The following is a 23,908-nucleotide window of genomic DNA, read 5'->3' on the forward strand; positions in this document are numbered from 1 at the left end:
TAAAATAATGGCGTACTATTTAATCGTTTAGTGTAATAGACACTTGGGTGTCCTTAGTTATCGAAAAAGCACAATCATCGAATTTTGGAGGACCGAACATTTTCATTTTTGCATTTGAAAAAGCAACTGGCTCCTTTGGGATGCCCAGCATGTTGGTGTCCAGTTTTCCATTTTCGTTCTTATCATGAAAAACAGCCACGGCATAGTCACCATCTGGTATGTCCTTAACGACAAGATTAGTAACTCCTTTCTCTGCTTTTTCCGAGACTGCTTTAAATACGGCATCAAATTTTAAGAAGGTTTTCTGATCAGTATACAGCGCAGCACTTATTCTTCCTTCTGAGGACCCAACGCCGGTAATCGTCAAACGTAAAGTGTGTTGTGCGGCACTGGCTCCAAAAGTTAACATAGCGATAATCATTAGCGAATTTTTTAATTTCATATGGATGTAATATATAGGATACGCGGCAATTAATAGGCCATGTTCACTATCAAATATAAGGTACTAAATAACTTATTGCATTTTGGTTGGATTACTAAAAAAAGGTGTGAATGTTTATTCATAATAAATAATATACTTTTAAACAAAGAATTTAGCCTTAGTTGGGTGCGTCAATTTCACCGCGAAGCATAGGAACAAGGGAATTAAAGAGGTTCACCGTCTTTACCGAATCGGTTAAATTAAGATACAACTTTACGGAATCCTTATAGACCAACTTAATCTTTTGCTGGGATATATTGTCCACAAAAACATAGACCTTTTTATCGGTAAGCGAATCTTTAAACGCTCTAAAAATCCCCTTTTCCTTTTCTAAGGCAGAAAAGCCGTTTAAACGTTCCATAGGTGGTAAACGTGCTACAAAAACAACACTATCCAATTCATTATAATGTACCGATTGGTTATAAAAACCGGACATTACCTGTATATAATCTGACTTTACGCTCACCCAGTTCTTATAATGCATGGTCAAAGCAAAGGCGCATACGATAACTGTAAGCACCAACAATAAATTCCAAAACCAATGTCTTTTGTTACTTTTCATTACATTATTATTTTTATTATCTTACCCAAACTGAAAAACAATATTAATCTATTCGTACCTCGAAAACACTCATTTCTAATACCTTGTTTCGGCCCAAAATAGTACTCAGAACTCAAGAGCTTCTTGCGAAGTACGCTTAATGACAGTAAATTTAGATTAATCAGCGTAGCCAAAGTAATTATGCCCCTTATTTGTTTTCTGTAACTTCTAAGAACAGATTTGAAGCAATCTGATCCGATATTTGAATTTCCTTTTGCTTGATTTCTATCTTCATAGAACCGTCGAACTCCTCCCGTTCTAATACCTTAATAGTATCCCCAAGAGAAATACGTTTCTTCTCCAAAAAATTTAAAAATCCAGCTGACGTATCGTTTACACCCACGCATATTCCTTCTGCACCAAGCGAAAGCTTATTCAATAGCATCTTGACCGTTTTCTTAAACTTCCCATCCTTGTACGGTATGGGTGCTCCTAAAAATCCTACACTAGGACTCCCCAAATAAGCATCTAGTTTAACTATTAACTGCTCGCTCTTTACATGTTCCAGTTGTTCTGCTAACAAGGCTACCTCATCCTCGGAAACATCCAATTTTTCAACAAGAAAAACTTCCCATAAGCGTTGCCTTCTAATTACCGAAAGTGCGCATAAACTACCCATTTTGGTCAAAGAAACTCCTTTGTATTTCTTGTAGGATATCAATTGCTTGTCGGCTAATTTTTTGACCATATCCGTAACCGACGAAGGTTTGGTATCCATTTTGTCAGCAATCGCATTTGTGCTAATCATAGCCTGCCCCTCCTTCCTCAAATGATAAATAGCCTTAATGTAGTCTTCCTCTGCAGGAGTCATAATACCTTAGATTTTATGCTAAAATACAAGCTTCTTAACGAAGTTAGATTGAAATAAAAATCAGCATACCCCGCAAAGACGTATTTTCTCAAATGGACTGAAATATAATTTTTCGTAGATTAACAGTCAAGTCAGCGCTTACATCCGAAACAAAGCTGCAAACAGAAAGGCAACCATCAAATAGAATGAAACAATGAAAAAAATATATGGAGTTCTTTTTCTATTCACTTTAACCCTTGCTTCCTGCGCTAGACAGTCAGACGCAATAATCATGGACCTAGCAACCCCATCGTTAAAAATTGCACTGGATGATACAGGATTATTTGTACATTTTATTGATGCAAGCACCGGCAAAGACTATATTTTAAAAGACTCGTTGGCTCCCTTACTATCCGTAAGAGTTAACAATAAAATCATGTATCCAAAAGCTGCAACAGCTACCGATAGTACTATTACTTTAAATTTTGAAAATGATATCGTCGCCACCATCAAAGTAAAAGAAAAGAATACCCACTTTACATTTGAACTACTATCCATAACAAACAACGATACTATTGAGCTAATTATTTGGGGACCCTACCCCACCTCTATACAAAAAATAATTAGCGAAACTGTGGGTGTGGTACGGGATGATGATTTTGCTATAGGCATACAATCCTTAAATATTAAAACGCTTGGAGGATACCCATGGAACGAAAGCGATCGCATGCCCGCATTCGATATTTTTAAAGAAGAGGAGCTAAACGGTATGCATCCCAAATCTGATGGTAGCGTCTTGTATCGGGTTGAAGCTGCAATGCCCATTGCCAATGGAAGTAGCTTACAAGCATATTGCAGAAATAGAACTACCGAAAGGATATTTTCAGATTTTGATCATGATAAAATCGTTGCCCCACCCTATGATGATGGCGGTATTATTGGTTCTAAAATAGCACTATTTGGAAGTGCTGAAGCTGCAACCTTGGAAACTATAGGTGCTATTGAAATCGCGGAAGGACTACCCCATCCTATGATTGACGGCGAATGGGCTAAAACAAACCGAAATGCCGCCGCCGCATATCTCATTACTTCTTTTACGGAAAAGACCATCGATGATGCGCTTGCATTAACTAAAAAAGCCGGTTTAAATTACCTGTACCACTACGGGAAAACCTTTGAAAGCTGGGGCCATTTTCAGTTATATAAAGGAGAGTTCCCAAATGGGATAGCAGGTTTAAAAGAATGTGTAGAAAAAGCTACAGCACAGGGCATAAAACTAGGTACGCATTGTTTATCAAATTTCATCTCAACAGATGACCCTTACGTTACGCCTGTGCCAGACAAAAGACTTGCTAAAGTAGGGAGTTCCATTCTTGTGAGCGCTATTGATATGAAAACTACCGAAATAACAATACAAGCCCCAGACTACTTCAACCAAATGAATAACAATAGTTTAAAAACTGTGATGCTAGGTGAAGAACTGATACGCTATGGTAGTGTGTCTGAAGAAGCGCCATGGAAATTATTGGATTGCCAACGTGGGGCATTTGAAACCAAGATACTGAATCATAAGGCTGGGGACACCATTTCTAAGTTATTAGACCATGCCTACAAGGTCTTTTTAACCGATGCGGACCTCACCAAGGAAATGTCTGAAACGTTGGCCGACATCTATAACCAAACAGGACTACGACAAATTTCCTTTGATGGTCTTGAAGGAAACAGATCTACGGGGTTGGGTACCTACGGCGAATCTTTAATGCCCTATGTTTGGTATACAAACCTATCCGATGAGTTAAAGAATCATCTCATCATAGATGCCAGTCGCACCACACATTTTTTTTGGCATATCTACACCCGTATGAACTGGGGAGAACCCTGGTATGCCGGTTTTCGTGAAAGTCAGATGGAATACCGGTTTAACAATCAGGCTTATTTTAAACGGAATTTTATGCCAGGCATGCTAGGCTGGTTTAAAATGGCCCCTGAAACCAGTATAGAAGATATGGAGTGGATGTTAGCCAAGTCCGCTGGTTACGATGCCGGCTATGCCTTAGTAACAGATTTGGAGATTGTTGCCGAGAATGGCAACTCCGATAAAATATTAGAACTGATAGGCGACTGGGAAAAATTAAGACTTTCAAATTCATTTACCGAAGCGCAGAAAGAACTGATGCGGGATAACACGAAAGAGTTTTCCATTAAAAAAATAAAGGATGGTGAATGGAACTGGCAAGAGTTTTATTCAGAAATTTTTATCCATGAAAAAAAGGTGCGGCAACCTGGAGAACCAGTACATTCTACCTTCACATTCCATAATCCGGCAGCCGAACAGGTAGGCAGTTTTAGCTTGTCTGCAACTGACGGTGATGTACGTGGAATAGCGTTAGAGCTAAATAATTATAAGAAGATTCAGATTCCGGTCATAATAAAACGAGGCCAGACGCTCCAATATACCAGTGGAAACGAACTGATTTTATACAATGCCGATTGGGAAATTAATCGCAAAATAGCACTAGACCTTTCTGATTTTAAAGTTAAAAAGGGCAAGAATACCATTACCCTAGACTGCGATTTTGAGACGTCAGATAAAGAGGCACATCTCAAGCTAGAAATACGGGCGAGAGTACAGCACCAAACTTTGGTTTTAAGGGAGTAAATCATCTTTCCTAGTCAAGACAGTAATCCTAAAAAGTCTACCAAAAACAACCCTCCTATCAAGATTATGTAAATAACATACAAAATTTCAAACCTAAATATTATTACTTATCTGACATTAAAAAATTATCTCACAACCTACGATTCACAACCATTAAATCAACTATTAATTCCTATTTTTGATGGATGACCGTCTTACATTACGATTATATTATTATTGGAGCTGGTGCCGCAGGTCTCATGTTGGTAGATGCCATGGGCAAAGATTCCTTTTTTAAGGACAAGTCCATCCTAATTCTAGATAAGGATACCAAAACAACCAATGACCGTACCTGGTGCTTTTGGGAAAAAGGAGAAGGCCAATTTGACGCTATAGTTGATAAAACATGGAACCACGTCTACTTCGCAGGGAAAAAATTTGCAAAACGCTTTAATATCAACCCGTATACCTATAAAATGATTCGCGGGATTGATTTTTATAACTCCGTTCTAGACCGAATTAAAAACCACCCAGGAATTATTTTCAAACAAGCCGAAGTTACAGACGTACTAGATGACGGTACCCAAGTAACCGTAAAAACAGCAGAAGAAAACTACACAGGGCGGAACGTATTTAATAGCCTCTTTAGCTATGATATGACAAGGCATCAAACAACTTATCCCGTGCTTCAACAGCATTTTATAGGGTGGTTCGTAAAAACTAGTAAACCTGTTTTTGATACCGATCAGGCTACCTATATGGATTTCTCTATACCGCAAAAAGGAAATACGCGGTTTATGTATGTGCTGCCTACTTCCGAAAACGAAGCGCTTATAGAATACACCTTGTTTTCCGAACATTTGCTACCCAAAGCAGAATATGAGAAGGCCATCAAAGACTATCTGGCAAATAACCTCGATTGTCCCGACTATGAAATCATGGATACCGAGATGGGAAGTATTCCCATGACTGCTTATGATTTTAAGGAGCATCATTCAAAAAACATGCGTTATATAGGTACTGCTGGCGGCTGGGCCAAACCTAGTACGGGATATACCTTTAGAAGTACGGCAAAAAAGACCCCCAAGCTAATTGCACATATAAAATCTGGAAAACCTTTAGATACCCTAAGCTATAAAACCAAGTTTTGGTTTTATGATCTCTTGTTTTTAGATGTACTTTATAAAGATAATGCCAAAGGATACAACGTTTTTGAAACCCTGTTTAAAAACAGAAAACCACAGCAAGTCTTCAAATTTTTGGACGAGGATACGAATTTTGCCGAAGACATAGGCAATATGATGGGAAGTCCAATAATTCCTTTTATTAAAGCGTTGTTCAGAAGAATTTTTTAAACCTTCCTGCGCATCAAATTCTCTCCAAAGAGTTGGAGTAAATTCTTCTTGTCATCCGTTATTTTCAGCCCTTCTAGCACCGCAAATGCTTTTTTGGTATACGTTTCAATTTCCTTTTGAGTTAGTTCTGAAGAACCCGTTTCTACAAATAAGGTTGTAATGGTCTGAATCTTATCAGAGGGGTCATTGGGCTGAATGGAAAACAAATCCGAAAGCTCTTTTTGCTGTTGTGGTGTTCCCTTTTCCAAGGCTTTTAGATACAAAAAGGTTTTCTTGTTCTCTATAATATCACCGCCTACTTGCTTGCCAAAAGTTTCTGGGTCCCCAAAGGCATCCAAGTAATCATCTTGAAGTTGAAAAGCGATACCCAAATTACGTCCAAACTCATACATACTATCTTGGTCGGCTACCGAAGTATTGGCTATAATTCCACCCATTTTAAGAGCAGCTGCGACCAAGACCGCTGTTTTGTATTCTATCATTTTTAGATACTCTGTTTCGGTAACATCGTCACGTGTTTCAAAATCAACGTCGTATTGCTGTCCTTCGCAGACCTGTAGTGCCGTTTTGCTAAATAATTTGGCTAAATCGCGAAAAGTCTCCCCTTCATAATTCTCAAATAATTGATATGCATTAATAAGCATGGCATCGCCTGAAAGGATACCTGTATTAATATCCCACTTTTCATGCACGGTTTTGCTTCCCCTTCGTAAAGGAGCATCATCCATAATATCGTCATGTACCAAGGAAAAATTATGGAACACTTCTATAGCCAAGGCGGCATCCAATGCCTTCTTATAATCTGTTCCGAACACTTCCGTCGCCATTAAAACCAATACAGGCCGTAATCTCTTTCCTCCTAAACCTAAAATATAGGTAATAGGCTCATATAAATTAACAGGTTCTTGGACTAGGGCCTTAGACTCCAAATAGGAGATAAATTCCTCACGGTATTTTTCTATGGAATGCATAGGATGATTTTTTTCAAAAATACACCCATTGTTACAAATACCGCTCATAAGCGTCAATCATATAGCTAAAAAGTAGTATCAATGCAATAGATTTCAAAATCCTCGTCTTTACTATTGAAGACCAAAACATAGACCAAAGGGGTGCCAGAGCAACAGCGCAAATACTTGAATGATTTTTTTAAGGAAGAATATGAGGCCTTAAAGGGATATGTACGCTCCAAAATTAAACATACATCAGAAAGTGATGCTGAAGATATTATCCAAGACGTTGCACTTAGGATTTTCTCTAGACCTCCTGAAGCGCTTCCCATTACCAATATTGGAGGTTTTGTTTACCATGCGATAAAGAATAAAATTATCGATACCATGAGAACCAAAAAAGAACGGGTTCACAATGAAGATGAACTAGAACAGCTATGGACAGAATTTGCATCGGTGTTTTATGAAGTGGATAGCAGAAACTATTCCAATCAGTTAAAAACATATTTAGAAAACGCTATTATAGCCTTAAAACCTTGCTATAGGGATATTATACTAGCTATAGATTTTGAGGGCTACACGTACCGAGAAATTTCTAAGGAAACAGGTATTTCTGCTGGTACTTTAATGTCTAGAAGACACAGGGCAATAGCCATCTTATCAAAACAAATCGAGTTTAATAAAGAACCATAAAATAGAACATCATGGCGTATAAAGAAAAAGGTAGTATGGAAGTAGAACAAAAAACTAAGAACTATGTCACCAAAGGATTTAAAATAGTCTTCTTTATCCTGTTGGGTATTGCTATTGCCTTTTTGGTAGGCTACCTAGTAATGCGGTTATGGAATTGGTTAATGCCAGAACTTTTTGACTTGCCCTTGATTGGCTATTGGCAGGCAGTAGGAGTCCTCGTCCTCGCAAAAATTATTTTCGGATTTGGCAGTGGCGATGGTCCCCGTAGTAGGAAAAAGAGTGAAAATCATCCAAAATCGGGAAGATGTGCATCGTACCGAAGAGACTTCTCGAAATGGAAACACTACGACGAATTTTGGAACGAAGAAGGAGAACAAGCCTATACCTTGTATGTGGAACGATTGAAAGAGGAAAATAATGGATAAAGGCATTAACAGTCGAACTAAAATAATCCGAAATGTTAAAAAATTACAAAACTTAGGAAACTTTTAATGTTTTTATAGTTTCCCGATGTACATTTGCATATTGTTATGAAAGAAACTATTCTTAATAAGGCTACCGAATTATTTTTGGAACAAGGTTTCAAAAGTGTAACCATGGACGATTTGGCCAATGAAATGGGTATTTCCAAAAAAACTATCTACAGCCATTTTGAAAACAAAACAAAACTAATTGAAGAAAGTACATCACATCTCTTGAATTCAATTTCAGCGGGGATAGATGATATTCGAGAATTACACAAGAACCCCATAGAGGAACTCTACGAAATCAAGAAGTTTGTAATGTTACATCTAAAGGACGAAAAATCTTCACCACAATATCAACTTCAAAAATATTATCCCAAGATTCATAAGATTATGCACACTCGGCAGTTTGAAATCATGGAAGATTGTGTTTTGGCAAATATCAAAAGAGGTATGGAACATGGAATATACAGGGAAAACCTTAATATAGATTTTGTTGCACGCATATATTTTACAGGAGTTACCAGTATTAAAGACCTGAAATTATTTCCTGTAAATAGATTCCCAATAAGAAAACTAATGGACGATTATTTAGAATACCATCTTAGAGGAATTATTACCCCAGAAGGAAGAATAATCTTACATAAAATCATCAATTCAAACGAAAAATAAATGCAATCACTTAAAATACTGTTTATAGCCCTTTTTATAAGCAGTTGGTCATTTGGCCAAGAACAGACCTATACGTTTACTTTAGAGGAAGCTATCGCCTTTGCCCTTGAAAATAATTACAGTGCTATTAACGCAGACCGGGATATGCTGGATGCACAAAAGCAAAAATGGGAAACAATAGCTACTGGTTTACCTCAAATAACGGGTGCTATAGGGTATCAGAATCAATTGATACAACCCGTAGCTCAAATACCAGCAGAATTTTTTGGCGGCGAGCCAGGCACGTTCCAAAACGTAATCTTTGGCCAACCTCAATCAGCAGTTGCCTCAGCTACTTTAAAACAGCAAATTTTTGACGGTTCCTATATTGTAGGGGTACAGGCTACAAAAGCGTTTTTAAGCTACAGTGCGAACAACAAGGAAAAAACCCAACTAGAAATACGCAAAGCAGTTACAGAAGCCTACGGCAATGTATTGCTTGCCAGGGAAAGTGTTCAAATACTTGAAAAAAATATCAGGAACCTTAATAAAAATCTTTTCGAGACGACTAAAATTTACGAGAACGGACTTGGAGATGAGGAAAGCGTAGAGCAATTACAGATTACACTTTCTTCGGTTGAGAACCAGTTAAAAAATGGAGTTCGACTTAAGGACATTACCCTACAAATGTTAAATCTGGTTATGGGTATAGCTATCGACGCTCCCACACAATTAGAGGAAGATTTGGATATTTTAACAGAGAAAAAAATAGACTTTAGTTTATTAGATATCGATTTCAAACTAGAGAATAACGTTGATTTTAAACTAGCATTAAATCAGAACGAACAACGCTACTTTGAATGGAAATTAGCTCGAAGTAGAGCCTTGCCTACTTTAAATGCCTTTGTAAACTACGGAGCCAATTCATTCTCTGATAACTTCGCTTTTTTAGACAACGGACAAGATTGGTTCGAATCCTCTGTGGTTGGGGTTGACCTTAGTATTCCCATCTTCAGCTCAGGAAAGCGCAGCGCAAGTACGGCACGCGCAAAAATAGCCTTAGAAAAAGCCAAAACCCAATTGACAGAGGCCGAAGAACAAATAAGATTACAATTAGAGAGTTCTAAAAGCAATTACATCCTTTCTGTTGAAGAATATGAAACTTCCAAAAACAATTTAAACTTGGCAGAACGTATTGAGAATAAAAATCAAATCAAATATGCAGAAGGCCTTGCTAGCAGTTTTGAGCTTCGCCAAGCTCAAACCCAGCTTTATGATGCCCAACAGGGATATTTACAAAGCATGGTAGAGGTTATTAATAAGAAGACGGCACTAGAAACAATACTCAACAACAAATCCTAAAACACCAATCATAAAAACTTACAACATAATGAAAAACATATCCTATTTACTACTCCTTAGCTTATTGATAGCTTCCTGTGGAGGCTCTGGGGAAAAATCAGTAGATGATTTAATTGCTGAAGGAAATCTAGAAATCCTTAGGTCTAAGAAAAACCAGATCTCCGAAACCTATAATACCCTGGGCGTGGAGATAAAACAACTAGATTCCGCTATCGCAGTGCAAACGGGTGAGAGCAACCTTCCCCTTATTTCTACTATTACTGCTAAAGCAGAAAAATTCAATCATTTCTTAGAATTACAGGGAGATGTTGCCACAAAACAAAACGTGCTGATATATCCTGAAATGCAAGGCACCTTGCAACGCGTTTTGGTAAAAGCAGGACAAAGCGTTTCTAAGGGGCAGCTTCTTGCAACAATCGATGATGGCGGTATGGGGAGTCAGCTTGCGCAATTAGAAACCCAAACCGCATTGGCAAAAACTACGTTTGAGAGACAAAAGCGACTTTGGAATCAAAAAATCGGTTCTGAAATCCAATACCTGCAGGCTAAAACAAATTTTGTGGCTGCCGAAAGCAGCGTTAAACAAATCCGTAGCCAGTTAGGTAGATCAAACATTCGCGCTCCCTTCTCCGGTATTATTGATGACGTGATAAAAGACCAGGGAACCGTTGTTGCGCCTGGCCCAGGCTCCGAAGTATTTAGAATTGTAAATCTATCTGATATGTATATAGAAGTAGATGTCCCGGAAAGCTACCTGAGCGATATTAATAAAGGAAACCTAGCAAAAGTTTATTTTCCGGTTTTAGGAGATACTATTATTTCTAAAATACGACAAACAGGTAATTTTATAAATCCCGGCAACAGAGCCTTTACGGTTGAAGTAGCCGTTCCTAATATAAACGATGCGATAAAACCGAATCTGACTGCAAAAGTAAGCCTTAACGACTACAGCTCCGATGCAGCAATTTTAGTACCACAGGGTATCATCTCTGAAAATGCTGATGGGCAACAATATCTTTATGTGGCCAATGACAAAAAAGATAATAAGGCAATTGCAAAAAGAAGAATTATTACAACAGGGCGTACTCAAGGTAATATGGTGGAAGTACTTTCTGGGATTACAGAAGGTGATTTATTGATAAAAGAAGGAGCTAGAAGCGTAAAGGACGGTCAGAACGTACAGGTTTTGAGTAGTATATAGTTGATGTATTCTAAAACTGCTTGAAAAAAATAGAAAACTAAAAGTTTTAAGAAGGAACACCACCTTATAAAAACGACTAATTACACACCAAAAATGAGTAAACAAAAGAAAAACGCGGATAAAGAATTTGGTCTGTCTTCTTGGGCAATTGACAACCCCTCCGTCATCTATGTCATGATTATACTGTTTCTTATCATTGGCTATCAAGGATATCAATCCATGCCTAGAGAGGATTATCCAGAGATTGTGGAGACTAAGATTTATGTAAGCACGCCGTATCCTGGAAATACCGCAGAAGATATTGAGCGTTTATTGACCGATCCTTTGGAAGACCGTTTAAAAAATGTGAGTAATGTGGTAGAGACTACGTCTACCTCACAAGAGGACTACTCTATCATAACGGTTGAATTTGACGAGGATATTACCGTAGAACAAGCCAAACAAAAGGTAAAAGATGAAGTGGATGGGGAAAAAGCAGGTGAAGATTGGCCCACTTTCAACGGAGCAAAGGTAGAACCCAATATTTTCGACCTCAACCTGGCAGAATCCTTCCCCATAATGAACGTAAATTTTACGGGAGATTACCCTGTAGAAAAACTAAAGGAATTTGCGGAATACCTAGAAGAAGAGATTGAGAATTTACCAGAGATAAAACAGGTAGATATTCGTGGTGCACAGAAAAAAGAGGTGGAGGTAGCCGTTGACGTTTACAAGATGATGGCGTCCAAAGTAAATTTTCAAGATGTTATTGGGGCTATCAGTAATGGGAACATGACCATGTCCGCAGGGAATATTAAAACCTCGGAACAAAGGCGTACTATTCGTGTGTTGGGCGAAATTGAAAAACCAGAAGAACTTAATAATTTTGTTGTCAAATCTGATAATGGCCCTGTATATCTTAAAGATATAGCCAAAGTATATTTCCAAGAAAAAGAAAAGACCACCTACGCCCGCGAATTTGGAGAAAGCGTAGTGATGCTAGATATTAAAAAACGATCGGGGAAAAATACTATTGCAGCTACAACTCAAATTAGAGAAATCGTAAAAAAAGCAAAAAAGAATTACTATCCAGCAGATCTTAATATTTCCATAGCGAATGATTCTTCAGACCGAACTTTAAACCAAGTGGATGATTTAGTAAACAACATCATTTTCGGGATTATTTTAGTGGTAACGGTTTTAATGTTCTTCCTTGGTTTTAGAAACGCCCTGTTCGTAGGGTTTGCTATTCCAATGTCCATGTTTATCTCCTTTGCCGTATTAAATTTAGCTGGTTACACCTTGAACACAATGATTCTTTTTGGAATGATTATGGGACTTGGTATGTTGGTAGATAATGGTATCGTAGTAGTAGAAAACGTATATCGTTTAATGAGTGAAGGGATGAGCCGTACAGAAGCGACCAAAAAAGGAGTTGGCGAAATTGCACTTCCCATTATTATTTCTACGGTCACCACAGTAGCGGCATTTGTACCCTTGGCTTTTTGGCCAGGTATCTTTGGTCAGTTTATGATTTTCTTTCCAATAACCTTATCTGTGGTATTGGGATCCTCATTATTTGTGGCCATTTTCATGAACTCTATGCTCGTATCTCAATTCATGAATACCGAGGAAAAGGAACTCACTATAAAACAACTGTTTCGCATCAGTGGGATTTTAGGTGGCTTTGGTATTTTCATTTTAGTGTTCGGAGGGGCGATGCGAGGTTTGGGAACCATAATGATCTTTACCGCTATCCTATTTTGGGTCTACAAATACCTTATTAAAAAATGGGCTACCAAATTTCAGAACAATACCATGGTACGGTTTGAAAACTGGTACGAAAGAAGAATAGAACACGCGTTAAGAGGCAAGAACGTCTATTGGTTCTTTGGTTTAACCTTCGCGCTTTTAATTACGACGGTCATGCTTTTTGGAATGTCCGTAGGGTCAGGGAGAACTAAAATTGAGTTCTTTCCAGAAAATACACCTAATGAAATTTATGTCTATATAGAATACCCCGAAGGTACTTCCATCACAAAGACGAACACGCTTACCAAAGCTATTGAAGGTCGCGTTTATGATGTGGTAAATAGGGAAATGTATGTAGATCCAAAGGGCGAGAATTATTTGGTAGAATCTGCCGTTTCTCAAGTAGGTGAGGGAGCTGGAAACCCGCAAACGGATGGCGGTTCTTCTGCGGAGATGCCGCATCGTGGCAAAGTGACTGTATCTATGCGTGAATACAAGTACAGAAACGGTCTAGACACGGAGAAACTAAGAGGTGAAATTCAAAAAACACTCACAGGTATCTATCCTGGTGTATCTATTTCTGTTGAAAAAAATGCAGATGGTCCACCACCGGGCTATCCTGTAAATATAGAACTGGAAGGTGATGATTACAATGAGTTGATCAGTACAGCAGAAGATATTCGAAACTTTATCAACACTAAAAACGTTGCGTTTGTAGAGGAATTAAAGATTAACGTAAATCAGAGCAAGCCTTCTATGGAGGTAAGTGTGGACCGCCAAAAAGCCGGTGAACTAGGCGTAGGTGTTGGCCAGGTAGGGCAACAATTAAGACGTTCCTTGTTTGGAGAAAAAGCGAGTGTTTATAAAGTGGACGGTGAGGATTACGATATTAACGTACGTTTTAACGAAGACATCCGTTTTGATAAAAATGCACTCTTTAATCAAAACATTATTTTCAGGGATGCGGCTACAGGTAAAATAAAGGAAGTTCCTGTTTCTGCAGTGGCAAGTCAAAAAAACTCATCAGGTTTTAGTGCCATCAAACACAGAAATGGCAACCGTGTCGTAACTATATATTCCGGACTAAAAGCCGGTGGAAATCCCGCATTGGTGGTAGAAGAAATTAAAAAAGTGATGGAAAACTATGATGGTGTTCCAGGTACCGTGAAGGTTGATTACACGGGTGAGATTGAAGAACAGAACAAACAAATGGAGTTTTTGATTGGCGCTTTTTTCTCTGGTCTTGGACTTATTATGCTCATTCTTATCTTTCAATTCGGTGGTATCTCCAAAGCCCTTATCATTATGATCGCTATTTTCCTAAGTTTTATAGGTGTATTCGGCGGACTTATGATTACCGGTTGGTCTTTTGTTATTCTGATGACGATGATGGGAATCATCTCTCTTGCAGGTATTGTGGTAAATAATGGGGTGGTATTATTGGATTATACACAAATATTAATTGACCGTAGAAAAGTAAAACTTGATTTAGGCGATAAGGATTTATTACCTATGGATGATGCCACGGAAATTATCGTTAAAAGTGGAAAAGCGAGATTACGACCGGTTATTTTAACCGCTATTACAACAGTTCTTGGATTGATTCCATTAGCGATAGGGTTAAACATAGATTTCTTCTCACTTTTTACGGATTTTGACCCAAAAATCTATATCGGCGGAGACAATGTAATCTTCTGGGGGCCCTTGGCATGGACGGTTATTTTTGGTTTGATAGTCGCTACCTTCTTAACCTTGATTATTGTACCAGTACTTTTCAATATTACCTATCGGATTAAAACAGCGATAAAGGGGCGTGGAAAGAAAACAGAAACTTCCAAAGACACCTTGGAAACTGCGGCTTAATCGTAATTAAAAGTAAGAGAATTACCAAAACACCGTTCTAACTTGAAAACCAATATTTCCTAGCTAGAAGGGTGTTTTAATTTCTTAACACTAATAAATTTTGCCCCTATACATATGCATTATCAGAATTACTAAGAAATTGAACGCGTAAAAGAAACACTGCGATATAAACCTCTGTTCATCTAGTATTCGTTGGAAGGAGCTTTCGTTCAGCACTAGAGTTCTGGCCAAACCTGCGTTACTGGCAAACATATGCAGCTGCAATGGGTGGAACGACAGCGCTAGCTCTATTTTTTCCTATATCACAAATCTATTTTTAAAAGATTTAACTTAGGTTTTAAATCAAAACGGAGTCGATAACTAAGAACCTTTTTAGTTCATAGCATCTCGACTCCGTTTGTTGTTGCCAATGGCCAACTCTAAACAAGCATTATCTTATATAACTGGCTGCACTACTCGTTTTCTGACAAAGGAATAGGAAGTTGGTTAAATATCTGGTCACCGGTTCTATCTATGGGTAGAGTGTTGGATAAACCGTACCGTCTTAGGTCAAAGAATCGATGATTTTCTGCCCAAAGTGAATACCGTCGTTGATTTAGCATTTCTGTAGTCAATGCATCTGCCGTAACTGGCCCGCTGTAGGCAGGTAGTGCCGCAGAAGTGCGTATTATATTTAGTGCTGTTTCTGCTTCTGGCAAATCACTAGCTAATATATTTGCTTCGGCATAGACCAATATTAATTCTTCATTCCTAATGATAGCTATATCGGATACATTGGTTGCATACAATGTTGTTTCATGAGTACCGTTAAGATCATCTTGGCTGCTTGCATCTGGCCTAACCGCAGATTTTGCAGCTACCCTTGCATCACCAGCTTCTGCTTCCGTAATCCAACTATTATGAACAATAAATTGATCACCGTTATTAGGTAAATCGGGTGTAGATGCCACTTTGAACATTGGATTCGGTTGGTCGCCTGCGCCTAATCCATAAATATGTTTAGGCCCTACATTCAAGTCGCCGGCAAGATCAAAATAAGAAGCGTTCAATGCGCTTAATACTCCTGCACTGTCTCCATCATATAAAGCAGCTACAGCGGCTACAGCCCGGTTAAACTGTGCAAACGTACTCGGGGTGTCAAAACCTTCAAAACCGTCGCTAAGAGAGAAAGCAAAACTGTCGCCCGCATTACCTAGCTCGGTATTTGCTTCATCCAATAATGCCCTAATTGCATCCATGGCCGGGTCGAATTCTACGATTGGACCTAAATTTTCGGGATCAATCACCACTATCCTTGCTTTGCCATGCGCCTTAATTAATTGCACAAGCCGATACGCTTTCACTGTTTTTGCAAAACCGGAATACCCGCTTTGTTCTGCATCGCTTAACAACTCAGTATTCGCAGCTGCGTCTAGCAAGAGATTTACATTCTTAATGTTCCTGTAACTAGAATTCCATAAACCCGTAACATAAAAACCATTAGGGTCTAGTGGTATCCCGTTTTTTCCAAGAACGTCACCTGTATTTCTTGGGTCGGCGTTAAAAACATATAATTCTCGTGCCATGGAACCCATTTGCGAAGTTGCACCTCCCAAACCGTTTCTTAAGGTAGATTCTATAGCCGTGACTAGTTCATTCAGTTGCCCTTTAGATGCATTTGCTCCCACACCATCTATACTGGGGCCATTAGGATCTACCACGGTATCAATGCTACAAGAAAACACTAGTAGTGCACATAGCAATGAAAATGACGATCGGGTTATTATTTTTGTATTATTTCTCATCATCAATTTTTTAAAAGTTAACATTTAAGTGAAAGTACAACTGACGTGAACTTGGAAAAGGAGTTACTTCTATTCCTGTTGACAAACCTCCACTTCCATTTACAGAAACCTCCGGATCATAGCTTGAATAATCTGTAACTAAGAATAAGTTTCTACCAGATATACCAAATTTAACGGCTTCAACGGTCTCACCAAAAACATTGGCTACAATATCAGACGGCAACCTGTAATACACAGCCGCTTCACGTAATCTTAAGTAACCGGCTGGCTCCAGAAAACGCTGTCCGTTTGCAGGTATAGCCAATCTCGCTTGCCCTTCTGGAGTTTCCAAATCTGGGGTCACACCTCCTAAATCGGTTAAGAACTTAGAAAGGTTTAGGTTATCCCCTCCTACTTTCATCTGAAAGATAAACGAAATATCGAACTGCTTAAACAAGGTAATGTTATTACTCCAGCCCATTTGATAGTCCGGTTCCGCTACGCCTATTTGTGTAGGTTCAGTAACCCCGTCACCATCCAAGTCCAAATTGGTAGCAAATTGGTTTACAGGTTTTCCTTCTTGAATAAAAATTGTTCCTAAGCCAAGTCCGAAACCTGCACCGGGCTGTGGAAACGCAGGCACGTCTAGTCGGGTCATTTCCGATCGGTTCCTAAACCAATTCAATCCTGTATTCCATTTAAAATTTTCGTTTTCAACTACATCAGCTCTTAAAGCAAGTTCAATGCCCTTATTGACTAGATCGCCAAGGTTAGTCGTTTCTGAGGCAAATCCTGAAGAAGATGGTAAAGCCCTTGTTAGAATAAGATCGTTTACAGTTTTATTATAGTAAGTAGCTTCAAACGCTACTTTATTATCAAAAAGACCTAAATCGAAACCGACTTCAAATTCTGCAGAGGTTTCAGGTTCAATACCTGGATCTCCCTTGGATCCTAAAACCGACTGTCCAATAGCACCACCTATATTACTGGCACCTAAACTGGTAAAAGTAGCACCGAAGTTAGCAGGACTTCCTGTTTCTCCATACGCGGTTCTAAACTTCAACTGACTAATAGCTTCAACGTTCCAAAAATCAAAATTGGCAACATTAACGGCTAACGAAGCTTTTGGAAAACCATAAAACTTATTGGGGTCACCATTTCTGCTGGACTTATCCAAACGATACCCTACGGTAGCAATAAACTGATCTTTATAGTTTGCCTCTACTTGACCAAAATATCCAAAATCCTCTTCACTACTTAAAAATTGATCTATTTCCTGGTTCACAGAATTATCCACATTCGTTTGTCCAGCAGCTAATAAGGCTCCTCGGCTATTGACCAAATTAGCCTCTTGAGAAAGGTAGGTAATACCTGCTTGGGTAGTAAGACCTAAATCGCCATCCATAGCATCATGGTTCCAAAGCATTATCGCCTGCCCATTAAACTGGGTAAAATTATTTTTTCCTTGAGCTATAAAACCGCCTTGGTTTCCTATCTGCGCCTGGTGCGTTTCTGGAACATATACATAGGTTTCGTTGGCTAAATAATCTAAACCACCGCTTAGAACAAATTTCACACGGTTTCTTTCCGTGGTCAATATTTTAGTATTTAAGGTCATCCCTTGAACAACACGATTGTTACTATCCTCATTTAAGGCATTGTCCCTGACAAAAATTGCATTACCAGAATAGTTTGGATTATTAGGATAATTCCCATTATCATCTGGGAATTGATTGTTCCAGGGTCTAGTAAACGCCAAGGTGTACCCATAACTAAGGCCACCCTCATTTTCATTACCTGTAAAACTCCGGCTAGAATTACTTCTTGTAAAATTGGTACTAGAAGTAAAATCAAATACATCCGATATTTTATGCTCAATATTGGCTCGTAAAGTCAGTCGATCAAAACCAGTATTTTTAATTATACCTTCTTCGTCCCTAAAACCACCACCAATGTAGAATTTAGTTTTTTCATTACCTCCAGTAGCGTTCAACCTAGTATCGGTTATAAAACCGGTTTCGCCGTAAATAATATCCTCGTAATCGTATAATCTTCCATTTGCTGCTATCGTTGCCTCATACTTGGCTCGTTCGGCTGCGTTGAACGTGCTCTCGACAGAGTCCGCAGTCCACGGTCGCATCCCTAATGGGTTAGCGATAGTGTTACTACCCACATCCTGACTAAAGCTGATTTTGGTCTTACCTGCCTGACCACGTTTGGTCGTAATCAATATAACACCAGCACCACCACGCTGACCATAAATAGCCGCTGCGGAAGATCCTTTTAGTATTTCAATATTCTGGATATCGTTGGGATCTAAATCTGCCAATCTGTTTCCAGAATTTTCTTCGTTACCTCGGTTTGCACCGGATGCGAAACGTAAACCTGACGGAATCTCAACATTATTGTAATACACCCCATCAACAATAATCAAGGGCTGGTTGTTACCGTTAATAGAAGAAATACCTCTAAGCCGTAAGGCGAAACCCCCACCTGGGGCACCAGAAGAAGAAGTGATATTAAGTCCTGGCACTTTTCCATAAAGCGCACCATCTACTGTAGTTTGCCCTGTTGTTCCTACTAACTCGTCAGCAGATACAGTAGCTACCGCATTGGCTAAATTTTCTCTTTTTACGGAAGATGCCAAGCCGGTAACGACCACTTCATCAAGACCGGTTACAGACTCGGCCAAGGTCATATTCAAAGTAGCTGCATCGGAAACCGTAATTAGTTTAGTAGCATATCCTATAGAAGAAAATACTAAGGTGAGCGGAAAGCTATCCACTGTTATGGTATAATTACCATCAAAATCGGAAATTGTTCCGTTAGTGGTTCCTTTAACCACTACACTCGCCCCAGGTACAGGCACGTCCGTTTCATCGGAGACAACACCTTGTATTGTTCCTTGTGCCATCATAGTTAATGGCAACAAGAACAACACAAGTGCCATCGCGTTTTTGCGTAAAGCTTTTCTCATGTTCATATAGGTTTGATTTAGTAAATATAAATCCAAGGTAAAAAAAGATTTAAAATATCCTTAATACTTTTTGCCAATTTTTTTAAGATTTATATCATATTCTTAAATTTCACCTATTATAAAGCATTATCCTTATTATTTTCCATAAAAAAAATCATAAAACCAGTTTACAATGAAATCATCGCAAGCAGTAAACTCATCTTAAAATAAATAAATAGCCTATTCTAAGGGGATAGAAAGTAATTCAAGGGGGCAATGCACCTTAAGATGAATCATCCAGAATAAAAAAGTTCTAAAACTAAACCTTGCTGAAGGCACTTAGGCTAACTACACATAAGAAACCTATTACTAAATGGTGGTAGGCGAACAACTACAGTAGTGCAGCAAGAAAATTAAACAAATATCCCAGTAAAGTGTTCCAGAGCATCCATTCTAAAAACGACTAAACACCAGAAACTATACTTACTGCAATTAAACTAGAAGCCGATAAACGATTTATTCTATTTAAAAAAAGGCATATTTACAACGGAATGTAATAAGGAAATAAGCATAATCATGTATGCACAAACAAAACAGCTAAGCATGTGTTTTCGTATTAGCGGATATAAGTGTGTAGATTGCGTTCATAAAAAAACCCATACAATTATGCACGGGCTTTCATTATTGGAAAAATATTCTACTTAATTCTTAACTACAGCACTAGAACTTTTACTGTTGGTTACAGCAGCAATTTTATTATTGCTGAAGTTTACTTCTTTTACGGAATCACCTTCCCAAAACATCCATGTTCCAGTTTTTGCGCCCCTTGTATAGTTACCCATTGCTATTTTATCGCCTTTTTCATTGAACATCTTCCACTCACCATCTAACTTCTCGTTCATAAAGTAACCCTGTTGTGAAACTTCTCCATTGGTGTGAAAGTACGTAGCTTTAACTTTACTTCCTTCTTTTTCAAACGTAGGTTCTACGTCCTGGGCCACGGCACCGAAAGTGAACGTAATCATCAAAATAAATATCAACTTCTTCATAACTATCTTCTTTAATTCTGTTCTTTTACTTAACAATAACGTTACAAATATAGAGTTATTTGAAGCTAAATCAATAATTACCTAACTTTTAATTTACATTAAATTTACATTGTAACTATAACATGTTCTATTATAGCTGTTTAAATTATTACCCAATTATATATTGTAGTAATTGTTCAACCATTAAAACCAACCAGAGTTATACACCTTTAATGGATGAGACTTCTTAAATTTGCCCTTTATTCAAAGAAAAGAACATGTACAGAAGCCATTCCTGCGGAGAGTTAAGAGAATCACATATCAACCAAGGCGTTACCCTATCTGGTTGGGTAGCTAAAACAAGGGATAAAGGTTTTGTAGTTTGGATTGACCTTCGTGATCGCGACGGTATAACACAATTGGTTTTCGATGCGGATAGAACAGCGCCCAAATTATTGGAACAGGCAAGAAACCTTGGCCGTGAATTTGTTATTCAGATTAAAGGAACAGTTATAGAGCGCGCCTCTAAAAACGACAATATTCCAACTGGACAGATAGAGATATTAGTAGAAAAACTTCTCGTACTCAACGAATCCAAAACTCCTCCATTTACTATAGAAAATGAAACGGATGGTGGGGAAGACCTGCGAATGAAGTACCGCTACTTGGATATTCGCAGAAATCCGGTAAAGAATAACCTGATATTTAGAAGTAAAGTGGCAATGGAGGTACGGAAATACCTTTCCGAGCAAGAATTCATAGAGGTTGAAACACCGTATTTAATAAAATCTACCCCAGAGGGCGCACGCGATTTTGTGGTTCCTAGCCGCATGAACGAAGGGCAATTCTACGCACTTCCGCAATCACCGCAAACCTTTAAGCAGTTATTGATGGTAGGGGGACTGGACAAATACTTCCAAATCGTAAAATGTTTTAGGGACGAAGATTTACGGGCGGACAGGCAGCCAGAATTTACTCAGATAGACTGCGAAATGGCCTTTGTGGAACAGGAGGATATTCTGAATACGTTCGAAGGCCTTACAAAACACCTCTTAAAAACCATTAAAGATATAGACGTAGCCAACTTTCCTAGAATGACGTATGATGAAGCTATGGCAACATACGGGAACGACAAACCAGATATTCGTTTTGGAATGGAGTTTGGGGAAATGAACGAAGTTACACAACACAAAGAATTTAAGGTCTTCAATGACGCGGAATTGGTCGTAGGTATTGCCGTTCCTGGAGCAAATACGTATACAAGAAAGGAAATTGATAAACTTATAGATTGGGTAAAGCGACCACAAGTAGGGGCTTTAGGAATGATCTATTGCAGGTATAATGACGACGGGAGTTTTAAATCTTCCGTAGATAAATTCTACAATCAAGAAGATTTGGCTAAATGGGCTGATGCAACAGGCGCTAAACCGGGCGACTTAATCTGCATACTTTCGGGGGTTACGAATAAAGTCAGGGGGCAATTGAGTGCTTTACGAATGGAGCTAGCAACTCGTTTAGGTTTACGAAAAAACACAGAATTCGCACCTTTATGGGTCATAGATTTTCCTTTATTGGAGCTGGATGAAGAAACAGGGCACTACCACGCCATGCACCATCCTTTTACCTCTCCAAAACCAGGACAATTGGAACTACTGGAAACAGATCCAGGAGCAGTGCGCGCCAATGCCTATGATTTGGTACTGAACGGTAATGAAATAGGCGGAGGTTCTATTCGTATTCACGATAAAGAAACTCAGGCTACCATGTTCAAACATTTAGGCTTTACGCCCGAAGAAGCAAAAGCACAATTCGGCTTTCTGATGGATGCCTTCCAATACGGCGCGCCACCGCACGGTGGAATTGCTTTTGGTTTAGATAGATTAGTTGCTATTTTGGGCGGACAGGAAACCATACGTGACTTTATTGCCTTCCCTAAAAATAACAGCGGACGTGATGTCATGATTGATGCTCCTGCTGCAATTGATGATGCGCAATTAAAAGAATTGAGTTTGAAATTAGATATAAAAAAACATGAGCCAAGGACTCTAGACCAATAGAATCAATCATAAAGATATTTTATTGAATGCACTAGGGTGGATGGAAAGTTTCAAATTCAAGCTTTAAGCGCAAGGTTTCCCTCCTAGTAAGGCGATGCTGCGTTAGCAGTAGGCGAGCCAATGGAATGGCAAATGAGGGGTCCTTTTTGGTTTTAAAAACTGTTAGAAATCTGTGAGATGTTCACCACAAAACAACAAATTAACTATTTTTAAAACATGAAATTACTACTACTGGGCGCAACAGGTAGAACTGGCAAACACGTTTTAAACTATGCTTTAGAAAAAGGCTATCACGTATCTTGTCTTGCGCGAAAACCGGAACGGTTGCCAACTCACCATAACCTATCAGTTTTTGAAGGAAACCCAACCAATTCTGTCGATTTACAAAAAGCAATGGAAGGGTGCAAAGCAGTTGTCAGCGTATTGAATATTTCTAGAATTTCAGATTTTCCTTGGGCCAACCTTAGAACACCAAAAACTTTTCTTTCGGACTCCATGGCTAACCTTATAGCTCTTGCAGAGAAAAACACTATTAACAAATTCGTGCTTTGCTCCGCTTGGGGGGTGCGAGAAACAAGAAACGATATTCCCTTTTGGTTCCGATGGACGATTAAATACAGCAACATAAAATATGCCTATTTAGACCATGAAAAGCAAGAGGAACTGCTAAGGAAATCGAATATAAATCACACTATTGTGCGGCCTGTTGGCTTAACCAACTTCAATAAAAAAATAGATATCTTGGAGAGTAAGAACAATGAACCCAAACCCCAATTATTTATTTCTAGAAAAGCAGTTGCGACGTTTCTGGTGGGTTGTTTGGACAGCGAAACCAAAAGAAAAATAGTTACTATTTCGAATTCATAATTAAGAAAAAATTAAAATTCACTTATTCTTAAAGAGATGAAAAAATGGGTTAAAATTTTACTTTTACGCTGTTAAATATCGGGCTATTACTAGGTGGCCTCTATTTTTATTCTTGGTATATGTATAACAAAAGATATGTTCCCTCACAAGATAGATACAGGGAATGTATCGCTTATATAAATGCAGACACCTCACTACTATCCGAAGGGTTTCAAACATGTGGCGACTATATCTTTGATTATTACAACCCTGAGCGACCTACATAGAATACTGGCTAAAATAGACTCCGAAAGTATATCCTTTATCATTATAAAAACAATGGGTATATCGATTCTGGATATTTAAATATCCGTTTTGTAATTAATTGTAAAGAAGAAACAGGCAGATATATTATTCATGGAAATGATTTAAACCTAATACCAAAAAAATTCGACCACAAATTAAAGGAACAACTTTA

The 23,908-nt window shown here is 38.5% G+C and carries 17 protein-coding genes; 10 read left to right on the forward strand and 7 right to left on the reverse strand.

The window, feature by feature from the left end; genetic code table 11:
* Nucleotides 1–19: 19 nt before the first annotated feature.
* The 3 genes from Q360_RS0111640 to Q360_RS0111650 all read right to left on the reverse strand — a co-directional run bounded on the left by Q360_RS0111640 (nucleotide 20) and on the right by Q360_RS0111650 (nucleotide 1,893).
* Nucleotides 20–442 (reverse strand): DUF2141 domain-containing protein, encoded by a 423-nt coding sequence (locus Q360_RS0111640; protein WP_027077258.1) that lies wholly within the window; start codon nucleotides 440–442, stop codon nucleotides 20–22.
* A gap of 157 nt (nucleotides 443–599) precedes the next feature.
* Complete coding sequence (locus tag Q360_RS0111645) at nucleotides 600–1,043, reverse strand: hypothetical protein (RefSeq protein ID WP_027077259.1); 444 nt, start codon at nucleotides 1,041–1,043, stop codon at nucleotides 600–602.
* Between the two features lie 187 nt (nucleotides 1,044–1,230).
* Nucleotides 1,231–1,893 (reverse strand): metal-dependent transcriptional regulator, encoded by a 663-nt coding sequence (locus Q360_RS0111650; protein ID WP_027077260.1) that lies wholly within the window; start codon nucleotides 1,891–1,893, stop codon nucleotides 1,231–1,233.
* A gap of 193 nt (nucleotides 1,894–2,086) precedes the next feature.
* On the opposite strand from Q360_RS0111650, the gene Q360_RS0111655 reads away from it, so the two are divergent.
* On the forward strand, nucleotides 2,087–4,531 hold the full coding sequence (locus tag Q360_RS0111655) for a hypothetical protein (protein ID WP_027077261.1): 2,445 nt from the start codon (nucleotides 2,087–2,089) through the stop codon (nucleotides 4,529–4,531).
* 185 nt (nucleotides 4,532–4,716) lie between these two features.
* On the forward strand, nucleotides 4,717–5,865 hold the full coding sequence (locus Q360_RS0111660; RefSeq protein WP_027077262.1) for a lycopene cyclase family protein: 1,149 nt from the start codon (nucleotides 4,717–4,719) through the stop codon (nucleotides 5,863–5,865).
* Here Q360_RS0111660 and Q360_RS0111665 read toward each other — a convergent pair.
* Entirely contained in the window at nucleotides 5,862–6,836 is a 975-nt protein-coding gene (locus Q360_RS0111665) for a polyprenyl synthetase family protein (protein ID WP_027077263.1), read from the reverse strand. The two genes, Q360_RS0111660 and Q360_RS0111665, sit on opposite strands and share 4 nt — an antisense overlap.
* A gap of 165 nt (nucleotides 6,837–7,001) precedes the next feature.
* Here Q360_RS0111665 and Q360_RS0111670 point away from each other — a divergent pair, with 165 nt between their 5' ends.
* The 6 genes from Q360_RS0111670 to Q360_RS0111695 all read left to right on the forward strand — a co-directional run bounded on the left by Q360_RS0111670 (nucleotide 7,002) and on the right by Q360_RS0111695 (nucleotide 14,780).
* Nucleotides 7,002–7,508, forward strand: a complete 507-nt coding sequence (locus Q360_RS0111670) for an RNA polymerase sigma factor (RefSeq protein WP_245603247.1) — start codon at nucleotides 7,002–7,004, stop codon at nucleotides 7,506–7,508.
* An 11-nt stretch (nucleotides 7,509–7,519) separates the two neighbouring features.
* On the forward strand, nucleotides 7,520–7,933 hold the full coding sequence (locus Q360_RS0111675; RefSeq protein WP_027077265.1) for a hypothetical protein: 414 nt from the start codon (nucleotides 7,520–7,522) through the stop codon (nucleotides 7,931–7,933).
* A gap of 105 nt (nucleotides 7,934–8,038) precedes the next feature.
* A complete protein-coding gene (locus Q360_RS0111680) occupies nucleotides 8,039–8,644 on the forward strand; it encodes a TetR/AcrR family transcriptional regulator (RefSeq protein WP_027077266.1) in 606 nt (201 codons plus the stop codon).
* Entirely contained in the window at nucleotides 8,645–9,985 is a 1,341-nt protein-coding gene (locus Q360_RS0111685; RefSeq protein ID WP_027077267.1) for a TolC family protein, read from the forward strand.
* A 28-nt stretch (nucleotides 9,986–10,013) separates the two neighbouring features.
* Nucleotides 10,014–11,186, forward strand: a complete 1,173-nt coding sequence (locus Q360_RS0111690) for an efflux RND transporter periplasmic adaptor subunit (RefSeq protein ID WP_027077268.1) — start codon at nucleotides 10,014–10,016, stop codon at nucleotides 11,184–11,186.
* Between the two features lie 93 nt (nucleotides 11,187–11,279).
* Complete coding sequence (locus tag Q360_RS0111695) at nucleotides 11,280–14,780, forward strand: efflux RND transporter permease subunit (RefSeq protein WP_027077269.1); 3,501 nt, start codon at nucleotides 11,280–11,282, stop codon at nucleotides 14,778–14,780.
* A gap of 452 nt (nucleotides 14,781–15,232) precedes the next feature.
* On the opposite strand, the gene Q360_RS0111700 is transcribed toward Q360_RS0111695, so the two are convergent.
* The 3 genes from Q360_RS0111700 to Q360_RS0111710 form a co-directional block, all read right to left on the reverse strand.
* The gene (locus tag Q360_RS0111700) at nucleotides 15,233–16,564 is read right to left on the reverse strand and encodes a RagB/SusD family nutrient uptake outer membrane protein (protein WP_027077270.1); all 1,332 of its coding nucleotides are present in this window, start codon (nucleotides 16,562–16,564) and stop codon (nucleotides 15,233–15,235) included.
* 10 nt (nucleotides 16,565–16,574) lie between these two features.
* The gene (locus tag Q360_RS0111705) at nucleotides 16,575–19,520 is read right to left on the reverse strand and encodes a SusC/RagA family TonB-linked outer membrane protein (RefSeq protein WP_027077271.1); all 2,946 of its coding nucleotides are present in this window, start codon (nucleotides 19,518–19,520) and stop codon (nucleotides 16,575–16,577) included.
* A gap of 680 nt (nucleotides 19,521–20,200) precedes the next feature.
* Nucleotides 20,201–20,548 carry a toxin-antitoxin system YwqK family antitoxin gene (locus Q360_RS0111710; protein ID WP_027077272.1) on the reverse strand — a complete coding sequence of 116 codons (348 nt, stop codon included), beginning with the start codon at nucleotides 20,546–20,548 and terminating at the stop codon, nucleotides 20,201–20,203.
* Nucleotides 20,549–20,805: 257 nt separating this feature from the next.
* Here Q360_RS0111710 and aspS point away from each other — a divergent pair, with 257 nt between their 5' ends.
* Both aspS and Q360_RS0111720 read left to right on the forward strand, forming a co-directional pair.
* Nucleotides 20,806–22,584: an aspartate--tRNA ligase gene (gene aspS, locus Q360_RS0111715; RefSeq protein WP_027077273.1), complete on the forward strand. Its 1,779-nt coding sequence runs from the start codon at nucleotides 20,806–20,808 to the stop codon at nucleotides 22,582–22,584.
* A 216-nt stretch (nucleotides 22,585–22,800) separates the two neighbouring features.
* Nucleotides 22,801–23,451 (forward strand): NAD(P)-dependent oxidoreductase, encoded by a 651-nt coding sequence (locus Q360_RS0111720; RefSeq protein WP_027077274.1) that lies wholly within the window; start codon nucleotides 22,801–22,803, stop codon nucleotides 23,449–23,451.
* The last annotated feature ends 457 nt before the right edge of the window (nucleotides 23,452–23,908 follow it).

This window comes from Maribacter antarcticus DSM 21422, assembly GCF_000621125.1.
Lineage (GTDB): Bacteria > Bacteroidota > Bacteroidia > Flavobacteriales > Flavobacteriaceae > Maribacter > Maribacter antarcticus.

What these genes read in the sequence shown, in the direction of transcription:
- Q360_RS0111720 (WP_027077274.1), top strand. Translation starts at nt 22,801, where the DNA reads ATGAAATTACTACTACTGGGCGCAACAGGTAGAACTGGCAAACACGTT.
- Q360_RS0111650 (WP_027077260.1), bottom strand. Translation starts at nt 1,893, where the DNA reads ATGACTCCTGCAGAGGAAGACTACATTAAGGCTATTTATCATTTGAGG.
- Q360_RS0111685 (WP_027077267.1), top strand. Translation starts at nt 8,645, where the DNA reads ATGCAATCACTTAAAATACTGTTTATAGCCCTTTTTATAAGCAGTTGG.
- Q360_RS0111660 (WP_027077262.1), top strand. Translation starts at nt 4,717, where the DNA reads ATGACCGTCTTACATTACGATTATATTATTATTGGAGCTGGTGCCGCA.
- Q360_RS0111675 (WP_027077265.1), top strand. Translation starts at nt 7,520, where the DNA reads ATGGCGTATAAAGAAAAAGGTAGTATGGAAGTAGAACAAAAAACTAAG.
- Q360_RS0111680 (WP_027077266.1), top strand. Translation starts at nt 8,039, where the DNA reads ATGAAAGAAACTATTCTTAATAAGGCTACCGAATTATTTTTGGAACAA.
- Q360_RS0111655 (WP_027077261.1), top strand. Translation starts at nt 2,087, where the DNA reads ATGAAAAAAATATATGGAGTTCTTTTTCTATTCACTTTAACCCTTGCT.
- Q360_RS0111665 (WP_027077263.1), bottom strand. Translation starts at nt 6,836, where the DNA reads ATGCATTCCATAGAAAAATACCGTGAGGAATTTATCTCCTATTTGGAG.
- Q360_RS0111640 (WP_027077258.1), bottom strand. Translation starts at nt 442, where the DNA reads ATGAAATTAAAAAATTCGCTAATGATTATCGCTATGTTAACTTTTGGA.
- Q360_RS0111705 (WP_027077271.1), bottom strand. Translation starts at nt 19,520, where the DNA reads ATGAGAAAAGCTTTACGCAAAAACGCGATGGCACTTGTGTTGTTCTTG.
- Q360_RS0111695 (WP_027077269.1), top strand. Translation starts at nt 11,280, where the DNA reads ATGAGTAAACAAAAGAAAAACGCGGATAAAGAATTTGGTCTGTCTTCT.
- Q360_RS0111690 (WP_027077268.1), top strand. Translation starts at nt 10,014, where the DNA reads ATGAAAAACATATCCTATTTACTACTCCTTAGCTTATTGATAGCTTCC.
- Q360_RS0111645 (WP_027077259.1), bottom strand. Translation starts at nt 1,043, where the DNA reads ATGAAAAGTAACAAAAGACATTGGTTTTGGAATTTATTGTTGGTGCTT.
- aspS (WP_027077273.1), top strand. Translation starts at nt 20,806, where the DNA reads ATGTACAGAAGCCATTCCTGCGGAGAGTTAAGAGAATCACATATCAAC.
- Q360_RS0111710 (WP_027077272.1), bottom strand. Translation starts at nt 20,548, where the DNA reads ATGAAGAAGTTGATATTTATTTTGATGATTACGTTCACTTTCGGTGCC.
- Q360_RS0111700 (WP_027077270.1), bottom strand. Translation starts at nt 16,564, where the DNA reads ATGAGAAATAATACAAAAATAATAACCCGATCGTCATTTTCATTGCTA.